21 protein-coding genes and 1 pseudogene are annotated in these 16,688 nt (G+C 56.0%); 12 read left to right on the forward strand and 10 right to left on the reverse strand.

All coding sequences use genetic code 11. The annotated features are described in order from the left end of the window. From AC1RNA_RS02745 to AC1RNA_RS02765, 5 genes are all read left to right on the forward strand, one after another. Positions 1-492 carry a hypothetical protein gene (locus AC1RNA_RS02745; RefSeq protein ID WP_492950143.1) on the forward strand — a complete coding sequence of 164 codons (492 nt, stop codon included), beginning with the start codon at positions 1-3 and terminating at the stop codon, positions 490-492. A 79-nt stretch (positions 493-571) separates the two neighbouring features. After that, positions 572-802: a hypothetical protein gene (locus AC1RNA_RS02750; protein ID WP_492950144.1), complete on the forward strand. Its 231-nt coding sequence runs from the start codon at positions 572-574 to the stop codon at positions 800-802. A 219-nt stretch (positions 803-1,021) separates the two neighbouring features. Continuing rightward, a complete protein-coding gene (locus AC1RNA_RS02755; protein ID WP_009339548.1) occupies positions 1,022-1,291 on the forward strand; it encodes a hypothetical protein in 270 nt (89 codons plus the stop codon). A 508-nt stretch (positions 1,292-1,799) separates the two neighbouring features. Then, positions 1,800-2,066: a hypothetical protein gene (locus AC1RNA_RS02760; RefSeq protein ID WP_492950145.1), complete on the forward strand. Its 267-nt coding sequence runs from the start codon at positions 1,800-1,802 to the stop codon at positions 2,064-2,066. Positions 2,067-2,157: 91 nt separating this feature from the next. Further along, on the forward strand, positions 2,158-2,334 hold the full coding sequence (locus tag AC1RNA_RS02765) for a DUF3606 domain-containing protein (RefSeq protein ID WP_492950146.1): 177 nt from the start codon (positions 2,158-2,160) through the stop codon (positions 2,332-2,334). Positions 2,335-2,791: 457 nt separating this feature from the next. Here AC1RNA_RS02765 and AC1RNA_RS02770 read toward each other — a convergent pair whose 3' ends face one another. Beyond that, entirely contained in the window at positions 2,792-3,118 is a 327-nt protein-coding gene (locus AC1RNA_RS02770) for a hypothetical protein (RefSeq protein ID WP_492950147.1), read from the reverse strand. 75 nt (positions 3,119-3,193) lie between these two features. Continuing rightward, positions 3,194-3,649 (reverse strand): Hsp20 family protein, encoded by a 456-nt coding sequence (locus tag AC1RNA_RS02775; protein WP_492951171.1) that lies wholly within the window; start codon positions 3,647-3,649, stop codon positions 3,194-3,196. Positions 3,650-4,207: 558 nt separating this feature from the next. Between AC1RNA_RS02775 and AC1RNA_RS02780 the strand changes: the two genes are divergently transcribed. Beyond that, complete coding sequence (locus AC1RNA_RS02780) at positions 4,208-4,501, forward strand: hypothetical protein (protein ID WP_492950148.1); 294 nt, start codon at positions 4,208-4,210, stop codon at positions 4,499-4,501. A gap of 2 nt (positions 4,502-4,503) precedes the next feature. Here AC1RNA_RS02780 and AC1RNA_RS02785 read toward each other — a convergent pair whose 3' ends face one another. Beyond that, on the reverse strand, positions 4,504-4,746 hold the full coding sequence (locus AC1RNA_RS02785) for a hypothetical protein (protein WP_492950149.1): 243 nt from the start codon (positions 4,744-4,746) through the stop codon (positions 4,504-4,506). A 349-nt stretch (positions 4,747-5,095) separates the two neighbouring features. Between AC1RNA_RS02785 and AC1RNA_RS02790 the strand changes: the two genes are divergently transcribed. After that, complete coding sequence (locus tag AC1RNA_RS02790) at positions 5,096-5,251, forward strand: hypothetical protein (protein WP_492950150.1); 156 nt, start codon at positions 5,096-5,098, stop codon at positions 5,249-5,251. Between the two features lie 669 nt (positions 5,252-5,920). Here the strand turns inward: AC1RNA_RS02790 and AC1RNA_RS02795 are convergent. Then, entirely contained in the window at positions 5,921-6,676 is a 756-nt protein-coding gene (locus tag AC1RNA_RS02795; protein WP_492950151.1) for an outer membrane protein, read from the reverse strand. A 199-nt stretch (positions 6,677-6,875) separates the two neighbouring features. Here AC1RNA_RS02795 and AC1RNA_RS02800 point away from each other — a divergent pair, with 199 nt between their 5' ends. Together AC1RNA_RS02800 and AC1RNA_RS02805 are read left to right on the forward strand one after the other, a co-directional pair. Then, a complete protein-coding gene (locus AC1RNA_RS02800) occupies positions 6,876-7,142 on the forward strand; it encodes a hypothetical protein (protein WP_492950152.1) in 267 nt (88 codons plus the stop codon). Positions 7,143-7,406: 264 nt separating this feature from the next. Beyond that, the gene (locus AC1RNA_RS02805) at positions 7,407-7,883 is read left to right on the forward strand and encodes a hypothetical protein (RefSeq protein WP_492950153.1); all 477 of its coding nucleotides are present in this window, start codon (positions 7,407-7,409) and stop codon (positions 7,881-7,883) included. A 58-nt stretch (positions 7,884-7,941) separates the two neighbouring features. Here the strand turns inward: AC1RNA_RS02805 and AC1RNA_RS02810 are convergent, their stop codons facing one another. Both AC1RNA_RS02810 and AC1RNA_RS02815 read right to left on the reverse strand, forming a co-directional pair. Continuing rightward, on the reverse strand, positions 7,942-8,151 hold the full coding sequence (locus AC1RNA_RS02810) for a con-10 family general stress protein (protein ID WP_492950154.1): 210 nt from the start codon (positions 8,149-8,151) through the stop codon (positions 7,942-7,944). 191 nt (positions 8,152-8,342) lie between these two features. Next, positions 8,343-8,543 (reverse strand): hypothetical protein, encoded by a 201-nt coding sequence (locus tag AC1RNA_RS02815; protein ID WP_492950155.1) that lies wholly within the window; start codon positions 8,541-8,543, stop codon positions 8,343-8,345. An 882-nt stretch (positions 8,544-9,425) separates the two neighbouring features. Here AC1RNA_RS02815 and AC1RNA_RS02820 point away from each other — a divergent pair. Further along, positions 9,426-9,755, forward strand: a complete 330-nt coding sequence (locus tag AC1RNA_RS02820; protein ID WP_492950156.1) for a hypothetical protein — start codon at positions 9,426-9,428, stop codon at positions 9,753-9,755. 575 nt (positions 9,756-10,330) lie between these two features. Beyond that, positions 10,331-10,444 (forward strand): annotated as a pseudogene (locus AC1RNA_RS02825) (ACP phosphodiesterase); the annotation flags it as partial. A gap of 95 nt (positions 10,445-10,539) precedes the next feature. On the opposite strand, the gene AC1RNA_RS02830 reads toward AC1RNA_RS02825, so the two are convergent. From AC1RNA_RS02830 to AC1RNA_RS02845, 4 genes are read right to left on the reverse strand one after another with little or no spacing between them, the layout of a single operon-like run. Continuing rightward, the gene (locus AC1RNA_RS02830; protein ID WP_492950157.1) at positions 10,540-11,520 is read right to left on the reverse strand and encodes a hypothetical protein; all 981 of its coding nucleotides are present in this window, start codon (positions 11,518-11,520) and stop codon (positions 10,540-10,542) included. Then, positions 11,520-12,638: an HlyD family secretion protein gene (locus tag AC1RNA_RS02835; RefSeq protein ID WP_492950158.1), complete on the reverse strand. Its 1,119-nt coding sequence runs from the start codon at positions 12,636-12,638 to the stop codon at positions 11,520-11,522. The genes AC1RNA_RS02830 and AC1RNA_RS02835 overlap by 1 nt, the downstream gene beginning before the upstream one ends. A 19-nt stretch (positions 12,639-12,657) precedes the next feature. After that, positions 12,658-13,950, reverse strand: coding sequence for a glycosyltransferase family 2 protein (locus tag AC1RNA_RS02840; RefSeq protein WP_492950159.1), 1,293 nt, complete (start codon positions 13,948-13,950; stop codon positions 12,658-12,660). Beyond that, positions 13,950-15,296 carry a TackOD1 domain-containing metal-binding protein gene (locus tag AC1RNA_RS02845; protein ID WP_492950160.1) on the reverse strand — a complete coding sequence of 449 codons (1,347 nt, stop codon included), beginning with the start codon at positions 15,294-15,296 and terminating at the stop codon, positions 13,950-13,952. Before AC1RNA_RS02845 ends, AC1RNA_RS02840 begins: the two co-directional genes overlap by 1 nt. A gap of 453 nt (positions 15,297-15,749) precedes the next feature. Here AC1RNA_RS02845 and AC1RNA_RS02850 point away from each other — a divergent pair, with 453 nt between their 5' ends. After that, positions 15,750-16,667: an NAD-dependent epimerase/dehydratase family protein gene (locus AC1RNA_RS02850; protein WP_492950161.1), complete on the forward strand. Its 918-nt coding sequence runs from the start codon at positions 15,750-15,752 to the stop codon at positions 16,665-16,667. The last annotated feature ends 21 nt before the right edge of the window (positions 16,668-16,688 follow it).

Raw genomic sequence — 16,688 nt, forward strand, 5'->3', positions numbered from 1 at the left:
GTGGCTGTGAACGCCCTCAATGGACCGTCGTTCCAAGCTGCCGGAACACTCTTTGCGTTGGTGCATTACGCAACCGAAGCCATCGCCCGCCGTTTGAGATGGCGCCTGTTGGATAGCCAAAAGCCTCTGGCCCGCTATCCAAAACTAGCGCTCGCGCGGATAGCCAAAGGCGATAGCTTCATCTTGACCTATGGCAGCCGCATGCATCTTGTAGAAGTGTTCATATCAAAACCGACAGACTCAACAGAACATCTTTCCTCGCTGCAAAACATGCTCTTGCAGCAGTTCGGAGGGGTGACGTCTTATGCGCGTGCGCCGGCAAAAGGAATTGATGTGGAGGGCGGAAAACCGGTTAAGGATGAGATAATTATTTTGGAGGTCATGACGGACTCCTTAGATCAAGCATGGTGGTCATCCCTTCGGGACCGGCTTGAACGAGACCTGAAACAGCAGGAAATTCTTATCCGAGCAACAGATGTGCAAAGGCTTTAAGAGGCAGCAAGATACGAAACGGCGTCCGGGCTGAGCCTAGAAGATTTCGCAGAGTGTCAAAACTGCAAAGGAGTATGCCATGGGATTAGCGACATACGCCGTTATGGAGCACAATTCCAAGTGGGTCGTCTTTCACGATGGCGCACCAGAGGGTGATTTTGCAACAAAAGAAGCAGCGTTCGAAGCCGCAGTTGCCGCCGCTTCCCTTGCCATCCGTGAAGGACACGAGGTTCACGTTAGCGCCCCCGGCCGCGAGGCTGGCAATGAGACATCTCTCGGAGCAGAATCGGGCGAGCCCTTCCCAAAATAGAAAACCCCCGCCAGCAATCATGAAAACGAAAGCAGAAGAATATCGAGAACACGCTGCCAACTGCGACGAACTAGCTTCTCAGCAGACAGAGCGGCCTAAGGGGAAGCGATACGAGCGAATGGCAGAAGCCTGGCGCGCTTTGGCCGACGAACAAGACTGGTTGGATGGGAATCAATTGCATGGGGAGAAGTAGACCGATACACAGATTCCACTATGCCCATGAAAACCTATGAACTAGCGATCGCGGTTAGCGTGTTCAAAGCCCTAGACCAAGCCCATCTTGTTCCCGGCGATGCCGATCTGGCAAAAGCAAGTGCGCTGGCGCTTCCCGAGCACAGCATGTCAGGCGATCTCTTTAGAGAAAACACCTTCATAGCTATTCGAAACCTTCGGCAAGCGATAGACGAAGGCGAGGATGATGAGCGACTGAATGCGCTTTATGCTGCTGCACTTGCAGCAGTCTGCCTCTGGGGCGAAGCGCGCTCGTAGTTACATAATGCGTACTTTGAGTAATTTACTACGAGGTTTTATAACGCAGGTTAATCTATCGAGACATTTTCCCGCGCAGCAGTCGTTTAGACTCGCATTCGCCCGCCAAAGGCGCAGGATCAATTCACCACCGAACGGACCTAGGTATACATCGCTGATGAGAGCGTCGGTTGCGTTCCCGCCCTGCCAAACGGAGGGAGCAGCACATGTTCTCATTTAGAGATTCAGATACCGTCGAGCGCGTATTCTTATTGATAGCAGCCTGCGGCACGATGGCACTCCTCACCGCAATCATTTATTGGCTGCAATTCTTATAATACATCACACGCGAGGTCTCCGTGCAGAATGCATTCCTCATCGCACTCTGTATTGGAATTGTCGCGTTGGTCGTTGGCCTGACTCTGCTGATTAATTGAGATAGAAAACCCCGCTGGAGCGGGGTTTGTTGCCATTATAGGAAGAGCGACTTGAACAAGAGATGCATTCCACGCCATGATGAACATCGATTTTGGGGAAAATCAGTGTAACGGCCATAAAGGACATCAAGCTTTACATCGATAAACTCAATGCCGACGCCGAGCATTGCGTCACAATTAGCGAAACAGCAACGAGCGAGACCAAGCGCGCGGCCTTTAAAAAATTGGCCGCGACCTATCGAAAGCTGGCAGCGGACCTCCAGCGAATCTTGGAGGATCACGCCGAGACGGACGCGCAGCGTGACGAGCATCTACTTGGTCTCCTTTACGGCGATGAGGAAATCACGCGTAGCGGCTAGCCCACATCCAGAATCTGACCAGCCCAACCGTCTGGAACGGCCGCGCCCCTGCCCGATTGTCCTTACCCAGCCCAAGCCAAGGTGGAGCGACATGGCCGACGATCTGACTAACAAAGGTCCGCAGGACCGCCGCCGCATCAACATGAATGAGGACTTTGAGGTCAGATACTGGACCGAAAATCTAGGCGTGTCGCGCGAGGAGCTTCAGAGGGTCATCGACAAGGTCGGGACGTCAGTCGCCACGGTGCGAAAAGAACTCGGGAAATAGTCTCCGTCACTGCTGGTTAAACCCCGTAACGCCCTCTCCTCGGCCGCAAGCCTCGACCCTAAGGTCCCGCGATCTTCATCCCGCAGGTTTGGTGAGGCGAGTAAGAAGTGACAATGACCGATAACCTTTTCATGACCGCGAACGATGAAGCGGCGCAGTTCTTCATCCATGGGGCTGCCCCGTTTTTTGTCAAAAGGTATTCAGAAAGTCTTCGATGTTGCGTAGGCCAGCGGACAACCGCCGACCTACGCTAAAGCCTATTTCGTTGGGCGGCTATCAATCCCGAGGCCACGCTCAAGGCTGGCAATTCTGGATTCCAAATCCGTCATCCAGTCCTCGGCGGGGATCATTCTCGGATTCCCAACCCTGATTTCAGAGCCGAGAACTGCCTCTTTAAGTCGCCGCAGCCGTTGAAGCTCGAAGGCTTGGGGCATGCTCTTAAACATCGCCGCCTCCATCAAGCCGCCGCAGGTACGCGGGATACGGATCGACGCCGCACAGGCTTTCCCCCGGGCGGTCGAGGCCGGTGATCCAGGCTTGAGAGGGCCTCGAGAATCTCATCAATCGACACCGGTTGCCGTTGGCCAGGTATAGCCCGTAGTGACGGGCACGATGTCACTGCAGCCGCGTCTGAGGCCCAAGACGCCAAGATCGCTCTTTTTTCTGCGACGGTCAGCCCATCCTGGGCCAGAACATCACGGGGATGGTCATAAACCGATCCAGGATGAAAAATACCGTTGAGATCGAAAACATCGTCGTCGTTGAATCTACCGTGGATAGTCATGTCGTCCTCCTTTTTCTCCTTTCGTTGCGGACGGCAAATGAAGCGGCTCGGAGCACCGAGCCGCTTCGAGGAAGGTCAGGCGGCCTTCGATTCGATCTGGTGTACGTTCGAAGGGGAGGAGCCCGCGTTGATTTCGATCTTACGCGGCTTCATCGCCTCCGGAATCTCTCGGACCAGATCAATACGCAGAATGCCATTCTCGAAGGAGGCATCCTTCACCTCGACATGATCGGCAAGGCTAAATTGCCGTCGGAACGCGCGGGCGGAAATTCCGTGATACAGGAACTCCCGCTTTTCCTCGTTCTTGCGGCCCTCGATCGTGACGACATTCTGCTCAGCAGTAATGTTGACGTCGCTCGGCGCGAAGCCAGCCAGTGCCAAAGAAATCTGGTACTGGTCGTCACCCACGCGCTCGATGTTATACGGGGGGTAGCTTTCCTCGTTGCTGCGTTGCGCCGCATCAACGAGATCGATCAATCGGTCGAAGCCGATCGAAGATCGCCACAGAGGCGTAAAGTCAAAAGTCCTCATAACCAAATCCTCCATAGAGCAAGATGGATACGAACAGACACCGGACACCGCCGGCGCCCGCCTCGCGGAGCCCATCAGGCGCTCCGCACCACTTATCGTGGCGACAAAAAGTTAGAAAGGAGCCGGCTGTCGTCAAGAGCGTCTCCAAAAATTTTTAGTCAGATGATCTCAGCCGCCGCATCCGAAAATCGACGGTCGACCGTCTATGTCTGGGTTCCATTTGATTATGGTCAACAGAACGACCGATTCCTGGTTAGCTGGATTGACAGCCGAGCGGCCTTTCAGGGATGGCCGTTGAGGTTGGGCCCCGGATCTCCATTGGTCTGGGGCGCCTCATTTCCGAGGTTAATCAGCAATCCTCAGCCGCCTCATCCCTATCCCTGTGTTGGCGCAGTGGCGTCCACTTGTGGCGGCGCAGTTGGCTTCTGGACCGAATGCCGCCCGCTTCCGTTTTCCGCCATCTGCTGGCCTGGAAAGGGTCACAAGGCGAGGCGGAACGGCCTTCCGCAACCGTGAGTTTCCATCAGTGTGTCAACGAACGCCTTTTGGAGAACGATCATGCGAAATAATCTAATTCCTGCCGTCGCTTTGGTCATGATCGGATTCACTGCTCCCGCGACGGCAGCTGACATCGGTTACGTTCAGGAACCGGTGACCGAGATCTACACCCAGGCCGGGCCGCTGCCGGTTCAGGCAGCTATCGATATCGCCAGCGGCGTTGGACTGGTTTCGGTATCCGACACAAACAAGTGGTTCAACGAATGGCAGATCGAGGGCTATGACGTCACTGGTCGCTATATGGAAGTCGATGTCGATGCGCGAACCGGTGCGATCGTAAACGTCGATAGGTGACGTCAAGCAGCCGACCTCAGCCGCCGCATCATGAACTCGATTTCCCCGTCTGGTAGCTGTCGCCAGCCCTCAACCTGCGACATGTACGCCGCCGCCGGCCAGCGATCGAGCCCCAGCCGGGCGCGAGCCCTCGCCTCTTCCCGCGGCAGCGTGAACGTCTCCCGGACATAGCCGTCGTCGGTCGCCTTTGCCTTCCGGCGCCGGGATAGGCTCTCAGCCAGGTCTTTCGGGGTGCGGTAGGCCATCGCGGCTCTCAACTGGTGACGGCCTCAAAGTGGGTGTTAGAGGAACCCTCACCAACCCCGATAATAATAGTGCCGACGATAATAGCGGTGCCTTGGATAGTAGGCGTATGGCCCGCCGTAATATGCCGGTGCGTACCCATAATAGGCAGGCGCATAATATCCATCATACGCGGGCTCATAACCGTAGCCGTAGCCGTATGGATCGTAAGCGCCGTATGGACCGTAGGCACCATAAGCACCTGCGGCCAATGCTCCTGCCACGAGGCCGAATCCGATCCCCGGACCCCAGCCAAAGCCACCGTGGCCAAAGCCACCGTGATGCCAGCCACGGGCGTCCGCAGGAGAAGTCATGAGTGCTGAGGCGACCATCGCCGCCGCGGCAACCACCAACACTTTCCTTGTCATGGTTTTTCCTCCTTCGATGGAGGTGTTCAAAACCAGCGATACGGGATTTGGTTTCGCTCGATTTGCGGCCGATCTGAAATTTTGTTTTATAATTCTATAGCAAAAACCCGAGCGAACTTAATCGGCTAGGTTTTTCGGGTGCGGTAGGCCTGACCAATCAGGTAGTCGCCGCTACCGCTGGAACAAGCATTTGACCCCCGGATTATATGCCGGGAGCGAGCCAGCAATGCCTATCTTTCGATATTTTGCGGTCGTCGGTGCAAGCCTTTTGGCACTGCTGTTTCTGACTGGGTCTTATCTACCGCCATCCACTGACGAAGCCTCGAATTTTAAGATCGACAAATCGACGATACGCATCACGAGCAAAATCCGCACGGCGCCTCCAGTAATCATCGAAGGCAGTGAAAAAGCCGGCTTCTAACCGTTCCGTTCGTGAGCACGATCAAGTTCCGCCAAATTTCTCCGCAAATTGCCCTGCGTTCTGGCCTTAGTCAGGAACGTGGAAATCGCCTCGGTGTTGCTCCTCCGTTAAAGGAGGAGATAAACATGCCAGTACTTTTTCTTTGGGCCGTCCCGGCCATTATCGTGATTGGTGGTGGAGTCTACCTTATCGGCCACATCCATTGAGAAAAAAGGACGCGCTCTCGCGCCAATTTTTACTCAACCATGAAACGATGCTCGCGTCGGCTTTAACTGCGCGGTTAACAAAAATCAAAAAAGCCCGGCGTTTGCCGGGCTTTTCTTAAATCGCTGGAGCGATCAGTCAATCTTAATAACCGGTCCCAGCAACCGTGCCGCCCCAGTTGAAGTGGTAGTTGATGCCGGCCTTCACGGTGTGAATGTCGTCGCGGTAGCTAATCGCCGTTCCCGACGGGAAGGCGCCAGGAGCGTTGAGCACGTCAACATGGGTGTGGCCGAAGTTGTAGTACTGGTATTCGATCTTGGCTGACCATGCCGGGGCGAACATGTATTCGAGACCGCCACCGATGTTGTAGCCAGTGTCCTTCTGGCTAATGCCGACGATGTCACCCGGTGCCAAGTTGAGGGCACGAACGCCATTGTCGTCGCGGAACGCAGCGCCGCCCTTTACGTAGAGGAGGCCCGGACCCCAAGTGTAGCCAAGGCGGCCAGTAACCGAAGCCAGCCAGTCGTTGCGGTCACGGATAACACCGCCACCCGCGAGGTCAGTGAAGGTGCGATCGTTGCTCGAAAGGCCACCAATGTCGCCCTCGACACCGAGGACCCAGTTGTTTCCGAACTGGTAGTTGGCACCGAGCGTGCCGCCGCCAAAGAAGGCGCTCTGGCGGTTGCTGGCTGCAAGCGTGCCCGCCGCAAAATCGCTGGTGTAGCTATTGCTGCCGCCAAAGGCGCCGCCGACGAAACCACCGATGTAGAAACCGGTCCAGTTGTAAACCGGAGCAACGTAAGCTGGTGCCTTGGTGTAGGTACGGGCCGGAAGGTCGGCAGCGAACGCGGCGGTCGAGCTCAGAGCAGCGACGGTGACTGCAAGAAGAAGCTTTTTCATAGGAATCCCCCTATTAAAAGTTATGGCGAGAATGAAAACACTTCCCAATCTTCGAGACAACAACACATGATCGTAAAAGGTGTGATTGCCTTATCGGGCGGCATTTTTGCAACTAAATGGAACCGCAAACGCCTAGCGGACGACCATAGCGATACAACCTCGATGGGCGGATGAAACGGACCAGGGGATATTAGTCCGTATGCTCAGGGCGGGCCACCATCCGGTTCAACTGCCAGGCTTCGATGTCGGCACCATACAGCAACTTCTTGGCAGCTTCGATGGCGGACTCATCGTCGGGACATTCTATCTCCCGAACCTTCTGAAGGTGGCCGTCATCTCTAATGATGGCGGCAGTAGTTCCGGGAGCTATGGCGCAGGATGTGATTACGCGATCGGTAAGGACTGGCTAGTGATCGATGAAAGCGAGACGAAGATCACGCTTACGCCAGAGAGCGAGGATGCCTAGGAACAAAAATTTTTTTGTCCATTCATCCTATGTCTATGATGCGATTAAAGAAGAACGCTTGGACCGACGATGAGCTAGCAAAGCTTCGCGAATATGCGGAAGCGGGTTGGTCTATTATCGCATCTCATCTTCATTGAACCGCTCTCTGGGGAGCTTACGAACCATGGCCCAGAAGCACGGCATTAAAATCAGGCCTCACAGACTGTCGCTGGAACCAACGAAATAAGATCGACTTGAATCCGCTGTTCAGTAGCGGAGTTGCGTATGGGTTGGTCAGCACCACTGGATAAAGCTTCTGTCTCTCCGAAGGGGGAACCGATCGAAACGCTGGCCGACGCGCGCGACTATCTACTCACTTTGCCAAAATCCCGACACAAGGAAGAACGTTCAGGCGGCCGTTGGGGCCGTGCTGATGGCGGCGGAAGGCCGTGGACCACTCCTCCATGCCACGGCTGGCGTCGGCTTGGTTCTCAATGGCCGCTCTGGATTACAGCTTCCGAAATCATCCCGCCGTCCACACTTGGAGCAATCATCATGAATCAGGAAACGGAAACAATTATTGCCACAGTACGGGCTGCTCAAAAGATATTCGGAGAACGCCTCCATCCGGCAACGCCAGGTAATGATCGAGAGACATTGACCCGCGTTCTCGACCTGCTGGATGACGAACGCTTTAACGAAGCGGTCACGGTGCTCGAACTGGGGGACAATCCAGTAAGAACCACCTGGAAGACGGCGTGAACGACAAAAAAGCCCGCCTCTCCGAGCATGGAGGGCGGGCAATAATTAAGGTTTGCAATTAGCTCTGGCCACCTTTGCGGCCGGCTTCACTTGCCTTCTGACGATCGTTAGCGAAATTTCCGGGATTGCCGCCCTGCTGGCCAGAGGAACCGCCGCCCTGTTGCTGCTGGCCGCCGCGGCTATGTTCGCCACCCTTCTTTCCAGCTTCAGATGCGCGCTGAGGATCGTTTGCGAAGTTACCAGAACCACCGCGTTGTTCGTTTGCCATGTTATGCTCTCCGTTGTTTGACAACGCTAATTCAATCGAACTCTCTAGATCGAGTTCTGCCCTTTCGTCAGTTTAATGCTCGCGGCGTTTTGGTGGCGGCGATTGGTAGCAAAAAAGCGTGCGCCGGATTCTCCCGCTCGCGGCCTTAAGTTTCAGGGAGGTATGGACGTAATCCCGTCCACAGCGGAGGTTCACCGCATGACCATTGCCGCGAACGAATAGAAGATCGGCAGAAAGATCACGGCCAGAACAAGGAAGTCGCGGACGTTGATCATGACGCCACCCGAAGCGCAATCGCTCCAGCAATCGATCGCGGTCGCTCCCTCACCGCGTTGCCGCCATTTCCGCTGCGAACGATCCAGACGTTGCCCGAGACGTGGGAGACAAGTCACCGACGTGATGACGCCAGACCACTACAGCGCCGGACTTGGGATGGGATTTCGAGCCGGGTTGCCCATGCCGCCGCCCGACTGAGCCGCGCATCACCGTCGCGCCCGCCACCAACCGCACCATGCGCGACGCTTGGCGTTCCATCGAGCGGCCCAGCGCGGTACGGCATTCCCCGCCCGATCCGCGGGCATCCCGAACGGCATGGCGTCGTATAGCGCTTGGCCTCGGGCGAGCCGGCGGGCTTCCCGAGGTAACCTCGAACAAGCGCAAGCATCGCCATAATCGCGATTTTCATTTCATTACCTCTTTGTGGGTAGGAACTGCCGAAGTTACGGGCGGCTTGGTTTAGGCCGCCAAGTTGCGTACCAGCGGCTAGAGCCCGGCTGGGATTGCCCCAGAGAACTCCTCCGCCCGGCCGGGCTGACTTTCATCGTCCCACGATATTTCTGGAACGAGCTCTGTCGGGCAGACTTGGCCCTCGTCGCTGGTGAGATTCATTGCGACTTGGCCCGGCTGGGAGTGCTCCTGCCGCCCAGCCGGGCTAATCTACAGATACACGCGGTCTAGCCGCATGATCCCCGGACGAAGCCTTCAATCTGTTTCAGTTCGCGAACAGCCCGCAAGCTCAAGGCCGCAGATCATCGTTGCGACGGTAAAGAGCTTTCGCATTGGATAGTCCTTTCGATGTGAGGGCGGCTTGAGAGATCTTGGCGCCTGTTGCTGCGGATACGGTCGGAACGTCGGGGCGAGCCGCGACTGATGGCGGGCACGGCTTTGGTGTTGAATTCACGTAGATGCCCCAGTCTACGGGGCACCTTTAATATAAGTTAATGCCCGGAGCCGCCGGGCGCGGTAAACTTCAGCCTCTTTTGGGGCTTCTCCAAATGGATCGACATAAATCGGAGAGAAAAGCCGATCTGGTCGAGCTCCTGAAGGGTGCTGCAGGCGGGATGCTTGTCGCCACCGCAGGAGGTGTGGCAGTCATGCTCCTATATTTCCTGTTACTGCCCGCAAACTTCCTGCTGTCTGTTGAGTGTAAAATCACTCGGAACCAGCTGAATATTTTTGCCTCGCGAGATAGCTGCAACCGGCGTTTTATTCGTGCCAGCGCCGTTCCGGTGTCTCAAACAACCCTGCCGGTCGAAGCCGAGCCAAGCGCCAGCAGCGGACTGGTCGCGCCGGTCTTGGCCAGAGATGCGGATCCGGGCCAGTAATAGCCCGCCAGCCCGAAGGTACTGCCCGCGTGCGTTCGATTCGCACCATGTCGCTTTCATTGCCGCCAAGGGTGTTGATGTAGTTTCCCTCTTCGCCTGCATAGAAGCCGACGTGACCAGCCCGCGAGACTTCACGCCTCGCTAGAACGTGACGATGCTCCTATCTCAATTGATCGCGATTCAACTCCGACATGCGTCTAACCCCCTGGCGCCTGTGGATCATATCGGCATGCGATATGTACGCGGTATTGTAGGTTAATAAGGGAAAAGGACTTTGCTGCTGCGCGCTCCAGCCGCTCAATGTCTGAAGACGTGAGCCGTAAAATATAAACGCTGGATTATCTTTTAAGAGGATCAGCACCTCGGACTGATGATACTTGATCCACTCTATAATCAGTCCGCACAAGCCATTGATTGAGTTTGGCTATATTAAACGTTGCTTTTGGCTGAAAGGAATACTGATTATAGAAAGTTGAGCTCCAAATTTTTTATCATCAGATGTGCTGGCATTGCGCCCGATTGCAACTTCCATCGCAGCGTCAAGGGTATCGCGGCAAGCGCGCCTACAGCGGCACACCGACGAGGGGGGAGTCACGAACGACAGCACTGCTGATTTTCTTCGCAACTTCATGCAGGAGTTCCATACATTCATCGCACGGGTTCGGTCAGTACTGCCGAAGGATGCGTAGCGCATACCCATTATCGAAAAGCCGTCACACAGATAGAGAAGATAATCTCGTAGGCGACTGCCTCGCCGTGATATGGCGAAAACCGAATGGCCGAGCTACTCAATCTTTCCCGGAAGAATCGACCACCCCGTCCAATCGTGCAGCGCCCAACCAAGATAGGACGGATGTGAAATTACATGCTCCTCGATGAATTTTAGGTCGGCAAGCACAGCGGCTCGTTGCTTCTTATCGGGCGTATCCGCGTAAGATATGTTCATCCCAGCACCAGCGTGTGTCTCAAGAGAAAATACAATACGACGTGACCCAACAAGATCGGCACGCCGCAACTCTCCAACGATTTTTTTTATCACATTCGACGGCTTGGTGCTGTAACTCATGATGACGTACTGCGAAACGAGCAGCATCAAGTGATCGATCAGCGGTTTACGAACGCCGGACAAGGTCGCCTGCAACGACTCGCCCATATATTCGTCCACCCAGCTTGGGATTGCCGCGCCATAAGCGACGCCTGCCTGCTGCGTCTTCTTGCGAAGGCTCGCATGGATTTCCAGCCACTCCGTCAGGATCTGGTCTCGCGCAGCCAACTGCTCGCGGCTCAACCCGCTTTGCGCAACGCCGTTGGTAAAGCGATTTTTCCCCTCGCCTTGCCCATCCTGCGGTTCCATGTCCGAGTGGAAGCCGACGAAGGGAACGCTGTTACGCTGGTTGTAGGCAATCATTGCATCCGCGGCGGCATAGAGTCCGGCAGGGCCCTCCACGTCCGAAAAATAGCCGCGCCACCCCTCCAGCCCCCATGCTTGCACCCCGATCCCATGCAGCGCAGCGAGAAGCTTTCTAAGAGGCGTCTCCTTCTTGGTATAATCGGATGCGCGCAGGAACAGATAGACCTCGGTCAACCCAATGGCTTTTGCTTCCTTTAGAAAGGCATCAAGGCCGGCTGGATCAAGCAAGATATCGTCGGTCTTCCAGACCCACATGGCATGGACTCTGGCCGTTTCGGACGCCGCGAGTGCAGAGTTTGAAAACAACCCGAGCCATGACACTAAAATAAGCAGCGCCGCCTGGCGGCGCGTCATCATCCGGCCCGATGGGCAACGGCAGCAGTGGGCATGATGCCTCCCTTGACCATTCGGATGAACCGCTCCAATGCTTGATAGGGTGCCGTCTGCGCAATCCGGCCGCTGCCCGATATGAAATTGTCTCCCGTGACAACGATCTTGGTCGCCATCGGGAAAGGTCGCTCGTCGTAGAGTTTTATCTTCACGATCTGCCCGCGCGTGGGCGGGCGAAATGCTTTCTGAAACTCGGGTGGGAGAGGAACGGTGAGAGGCAGGATTTCCTTGACTGTTCCACCCGTACTGTTGAATCCATCGGCGACTTCAACATGGTCTCCCACCTCGGTCTTATACAGCGTGCCGGTATCGAGATAAACGAGCGCATATTTGGGGCCGACATAGACCTGCGTCAGTTGATCGCCCGGTTTGACCACGTCTCCCTGAACTACGATTTTGGGCCCGACGATGCCGTCTGCGGAAGCGACAATCTCGCCATTGTTGTAGATCGCGCGCAGATCATCGAGGGTTTTTTTGGCCTCGGCCTGAGATTCCTGCAGCCGCTCCAGTTGATCGACGGCCGCTTTGCGCTCCGCTCCCCGTGACACCTTCTCCTGCATCGCCGCGTAGCGGTCCTTCGATACGCTGGCGATGAAGGTATCGGACACAAAACCGATGGAATGGGAGGCCTGAAGTTTCTTCAGCTGATTCTCCGCTTCGGTAAGCCGTTCATCGGCGTTCTTCACAAGCGCATTAGCGACTTCGTACTTCACTGCCACCTCGGCCTGGCGCCCGGAGGTTTCGGCCGCTCGGGCCGTCAACGCGGCGAGCGCCTCGATCACCTCTGGCGAATGAGCCTTGAGGAGAAGTTCTCCTTTCTGGACACGCTGGCCCGGCTGAACCAGCACGCGCGTAACCTGAACGGCGTAAGGCGAGGCGATGACAACGTGATCCGAAATCACGAGCCCTTCAGCGCGAAGCCATAAATAAGGGCCGACGAACAAATTGGTCAGGTAGAGGAAAACTCCGAGCACTGCCGCAAGATAAACATAGCGGCCGTAATTGCGGCGCTTCTTCTGGTTGGCGCGCACGTCGTTGAGGAATCGATCAGCACGAACTCGCTTATGCAGTTGCGTGATCATCCTCTCCTCCCATTCCCATTTAATATGTCATGGCCTGCTTCGTAATCCGTGAAGGCGAATAGCTGTCCTGGTATGAACGGCGATGGACCCATTCCTCGTAGTATGCGTAGAGGCGCACGAGTCGCATGAAGACGCCGTTGTAGAGATTGAAGGTCAGCAGGTACGGAGCGATGGTCCAGACCATTCGCGCGTCATATCGACGGGTGACCTTCAAGGCGATCAGGAATCCCACCGTATCGAGCAAGAGATAGAACAGAGCGATAAAGCCAAGGATCGTCCATGCCGCACTGCCGAAGATCAGAAACATCCATCCGATGTAGACCGGAAAAACAATCGTCGTGAGCACATTCATGATCAGGAACTCGATCTGCTCAGCAGTCTCCAGAAGCTGAAACTTTCGGCGACCCGGATGGAGCGCATCCCTGAATTTACGAAACCGCGAGCGGAGCGCATCGCGGTCCCAGCGCCGGCGTTGATTCATGATGCTCGTCACCGTGGCGGGGACATCGGTGAAGCACCAGGAATCAGCCGCAAAGCGAATCTTCCAGCCCGAGCGCCGAAGCCGCAGCGTCAATTCGAAGTCCTCTCCGGGACCGGTCGTCATTTCTCCAACTTGTTTCAGTGCCGTCCGGCGGAAAGCCCCGAACGCGCCCGAAACGCAGACGACGATGTCCAGCATATCCTGGGCACGCTTGCCCAAAGCGATCGAGACCATGTATTCGATGCTTTGCCATGCGGCCACAGCCGACCAGCCGAAATTCCGCACTCCGATGGAACCGGTTACGCCACCTACTTCCGGATCGACAAACGGTTCGATCAATTTTTCAATCGCATCGAAGTCGTAAGAACAATCTGCGTCGAGATTAATGATGATATCCCCCTTGCTGAGGAGGATGCCCACGTTACAGGAAGTCGGTTTACCGCTACGGACCTGGTTCGAAAGCGCCACGCTGATCTGACCCTCCCGCTGCAGCTTGTTGATCATCTCGCGCATGCCGTCCGTCGAGCCATCGTCGATCACGATGATTTCGTCGATCCGGCGGGTCTGTTCGCCGAGCGAGCGCAGGCACCTGCCCATCGCATCGGCTTCGTTATGACCCGCGACCACCACGCTAATCTTGAGCTTTTCGAGATAGGCCCGTTCACGCGCCGTAAGCACCGACGTCTTCGTAAAGCTTGCAGCGAATATCGCGAGAGCCGACAGCGTATATCGCGGAAACTCCAGCAGGATCATAAACCAGAACATCGAGAGCCATGTTTGCCAATCGAATTGGCTCAGCATGACGATGGGAGTGGGAGCCTGCGATATCATTATTCAAGCTCACTTCGCAGCGCACGAATCCGGACCGGATCCAGAACGTCATACCTCAGCCCCGGATCGACCTTTAGCACCGCACCCAGCCGGTTGGCGATAAACCGGACGTACTCGGTTGCGGCGGCTCGGTCCGCGTGAGTCATCAGAACCAGAAAATTGTCCTCATCGACCTGGTGGAATGCATCGGTTGCCCGCAACGCGCTGTGCAGGACATCCTGAATCAAGTTCAAGGTCATGTCCCACAGGCGGAGATTCTGGGTTCGAACAGCCGCGCCGTTGATGAAGCACAGATGCACAACCTCAAATGCCGTCTTGAACTCCCGGTTCTGGCGGATTGACTGTTCCAACAGAACCGAGAAGACATCCAGACGGCTGTGAGCGTTCGAATTCGCGGAAACGCCTTTGACAAGACGCTGAATTGCCAGGGACGTCAGCCGGAAGGAATAATAATCCTTGCGCGGGACCTGTTCGGTGTCGTGATGGGCCCCGCAGTCGATGCATTTAAATCCGACCACGGCTAGATCGCTCACGCCGCCGCAGGCATTGCAGGACAACACAGATCCCGGCTTGTCGTAATCCAGTCCGATATGGCGCAATCCAGCCCCGCATTTCGGGCACTCAAATCTGCTGCCGGTGCGAAACTCCGATTCAGGTGCAAGATGCCCGCACATGTAGTGATTGATTGTCGGTTTTTCGTGAATGTCGGGCGAGCGGCATGTGTAGCACTCCTCACGAACGGAGATTCGCGCCGAGCCGCAATCCGGGCAGACATGGATGCGATCAAAAAAATGGCGCGTCAGAAATCCATGCCGATAAAGCTGGTGAGCTGTCTCAGGCATATCGATAAGCGGCCCCGCGGTGGGATAGCGCACGAATTCGCGATCAGCCGAATCGTATTCCGGATCAAGCCGCGTCTCTCTGGAGAACATGCGGCAGAGAAGTATGTCTCCCATCGACGTCGAACGCCGTATCGACCCCGCGATCTGATCTGCGCGGGCGTGAATTACCTTAGCCCGCTCCCAGGCCGCGGGCCCGGTCGATACGCTATCGGTCAGGCGCTCGTTTCCAGGTACGAGACTAATGACTGACACCAGAGGGTCGGGAATATCGTTCAAGAGCCTGACCAGCTCATGTTCATCGACCACGTCTGTTAATAGAATCGCATCAATCGGTTCGCCGAACACAGTCGGCTTCCAACCGGTCGGAAATGAAAGAGCCTTTGTCGAAGTCGGATAAGGAAAAAAGAAGAGAGTGGTGTCTGGCCGTGACACGAGAAAGGAAAGAGCGGTCAGCTCTGGATACTTGGTCTTACCCAAACTCGCGGCGTTACTCAGGTTACCCATACGCCCCCCTGACACACTTTTCAGGCAGAGGCTCAACAAGGGTCACTGAGCCGCCGCTCGACAACCAAGCTTGTGATAAAGCTCTTCTTGAAACCGGCTGGAAAATTTTGAACCGGATAAAACAATTAAGCTTTTATTAAATACTCTTTCCGGGGCGCTCGCAAGCGGCGCTTAATAAGCGCAAGTTGAGCACGAGATGGAACCATTCTCGTCTGCATGATGAAACTCTCCGCGACCTCAAAAAGCTCGAGGACGCGGTTGCTTATATCCATCCTGGCGCTCTTGATCCCCCATAATAGTCCTTCATCCCGCTGCAAGCTCTCGGCTATAGGGCGAGAGACGACTCTCCAATGAGGAGACGGCAAGAATCCGGACGACCGGAAAAGAACCAGCCGACAAAGTGTTTCGCATGCCTGATTGAGCCAGCGAGATCATGGAAGCGGAGAACCGGCTATGTCCACATACCTGGTGACAGGCGGCTGCGGGTTCATCGGTTCCCATCTCGCGGAAACGCTGATCGCCGACGGTCATCAGGTCCGCATCCTCGACAATCTCTCGACGGGTAAATTTGAGAACAAGGCTGCAGCGGCGGAACTCACACTGGGCGATGTGGCCGACGCCGAGACGGTCAGGCAGGCAATGGCCGGGGTTGACGGCTGCTTCCATCTCGCAGCCATTGCCTCCGTTGAGAAGAGCAACCGGGATTGGCTCGGGACACACCGCACCAATCTCACGGGCGCCATCACATTATTTGATGCAGCTCGCACCAGCGCGCGCCCAACCCCTGTCGTCTATGCTTCTTCGGCCGCTGTGTACGGTAACAATCCCAACCTCCCGCTCACGGAGGAGGCTACGACGCATCCGCTTTCGGCCTATGGAGCCGACAAGCTCGGTTGTGAACAGCACGCACTCGTTGCCGGGCAGGTCCACGGGATTCCTACTTGCGGCTTGCGCTTCTTCAACGTGTATGGGCCACGCCAGGATCCCGCGTCCCCGTATTCTGGCGCGATCTCCATCTTTTGTGACCGGCTGCGCTCGAGCCAAAATATCACGATACACGGGGACGGACTCCAGACCCGCGATTTCATTTTCGTAGAGGATGTTATCCAGGCTCTGATCGCCGCTATGATGAAGGCGTCCCATCAGGCTCCGGTCTACAATGTGTGTACGGGACGCGCGACGACGATCCTTCGGCTGGTCGATGTGATCGCCAGTCTTCTCAACCTGCCAGCGAACGCGGAGTACGGAGCCGCCCGGCCCGGTGATATCCGCCGCTCGGTCGGGGATCCATCGAGAGCTCGCTCTGGTCTCGGCTTTAAAGCACAGACCGACCTCCGGATCGGGCTGAGCGCCACCATCGATGCAATATAAAGCGCGGAGGTCCGATGCACG

The sequence above is a fragment of the Afipia sp. GW821-FHT14H12 genome (assembly GCF_058803465.1).

Bases quoted from the DNA above. Each gene is read 5' to 3' on its own strand.
- AC1RNA_RS02845 (WP_492950160.1), bottom strand. From the start codon at position 15,296: ATGGGTAACCTGAGTAACGCCGCGAGTTTGGGTAAGACCAAGTATCCA.
- AC1RNA_RS02795 (WP_492950151.1), bottom strand. From the start codon at position 6,676: ATGAAAAAGCTTCTTCTTGCAGTCACCGTCGCTGCTCTGAGCTCGACC.
- AC1RNA_RS02750 (WP_492950144.1), top strand. From the start codon at position 572: ATGGGATTAGCGACATACGCCGTTATGGAGCACAATTCCAAGTGGGTC.
- AC1RNA_RS02765 (WP_492950146.1), top strand. From the start codon at position 2,158: ATGGCCGACGATCTGACTAACAAAGGTCCGCAGGACCGCCGCCGCATC.
- AC1RNA_RS02835 (WP_492950158.1), bottom strand. From the start codon at position 12,638: ATGATCACGCAACTGCATAAGCGAGTTCGTGCTGATCGATTCCTCAAC.
- AC1RNA_RS02820 (WP_492950156.1), top strand. From the start codon at position 9,426: ATGGATCGACATAAATCGGAGAGAAAAGCCGATCTGGTCGAGCTCCTG.
- AC1RNA_RS02800 (WP_492950152.1), top strand. From the start codon at position 6,876: ATGCTCAGGGCGGGCCACCATCCGGTTCAACTGCCAGGCTTCGATGTC.
- AC1RNA_RS02780 (WP_492950148.1), top strand. From the start codon at position 4,208: ATGCGAAATAATCTAATTCCTGCCGTCGCTTTGGTCATGATCGGATTC.
- AC1RNA_RS02790 (WP_492950150.1), top strand. From the start codon at position 5,096: ATGAGTGCTGAGGCGACCATCGCCGCCGCGGCAACCACCAACACTTTC.
- AC1RNA_RS02830 (WP_492950157.1), bottom strand. From the start codon at position 11,520: ATGACGCGCCGCCAGGCGGCGCTGCTTATTTTAGTGTCATGGCTCGGG.
- AC1RNA_RS02850 (WP_492950161.1), top strand. From the start codon at position 15,750: ATGTCCACATACCTGGTGACAGGCGGCTGCGGGTTCATCGGTTCCCAT.
- AC1RNA_RS02805 (WP_492950153.1), top strand. From the start codon at position 7,407: ATGGGTTGGTCAGCACCACTGGATAAAGCTTCTGTCTCTCCGAAGGGG.
- AC1RNA_RS02775 (WP_492951171.1), bottom strand. From the start codon at position 3,649: ATGAGGACTTTTGACTTTACGCCTCTGTGGCGATCTTCGATCGGCTTC.
- AC1RNA_RS02755 (WP_009339548.1), top strand. From the start codon at position 1,022: ATGAAAACCTATGAACTAGCGATCGCGGTTAGCGTGTTCAAAGCCCTA.
- AC1RNA_RS02840 (WP_492950159.1), bottom strand. From the start codon at position 13,950: ATGATATCGCAGGCTCCCACTCCCATCGTCATGCTGAGCCAATTCGAT.
- AC1RNA_RS02770 (WP_492950147.1), bottom strand. From the start codon at position 3,118: ATGACTATCCACGGTAGATTCAACGACGACGATGTTTTCGATCTCAAC.
- AC1RNA_RS02785 (WP_492950149.1), bottom strand. From the start codon at position 4,746: ATGGCCTACCGCACCCCGAAAGACCTGGCTGAGAGCCTATCCCGGCGC.
- AC1RNA_RS02810 (WP_492950154.1), bottom strand. From the start codon at position 8,151: ATGGCAAACGAACAACGCGGTGGTTCTGGTAACTTCGCAAACGATCCT.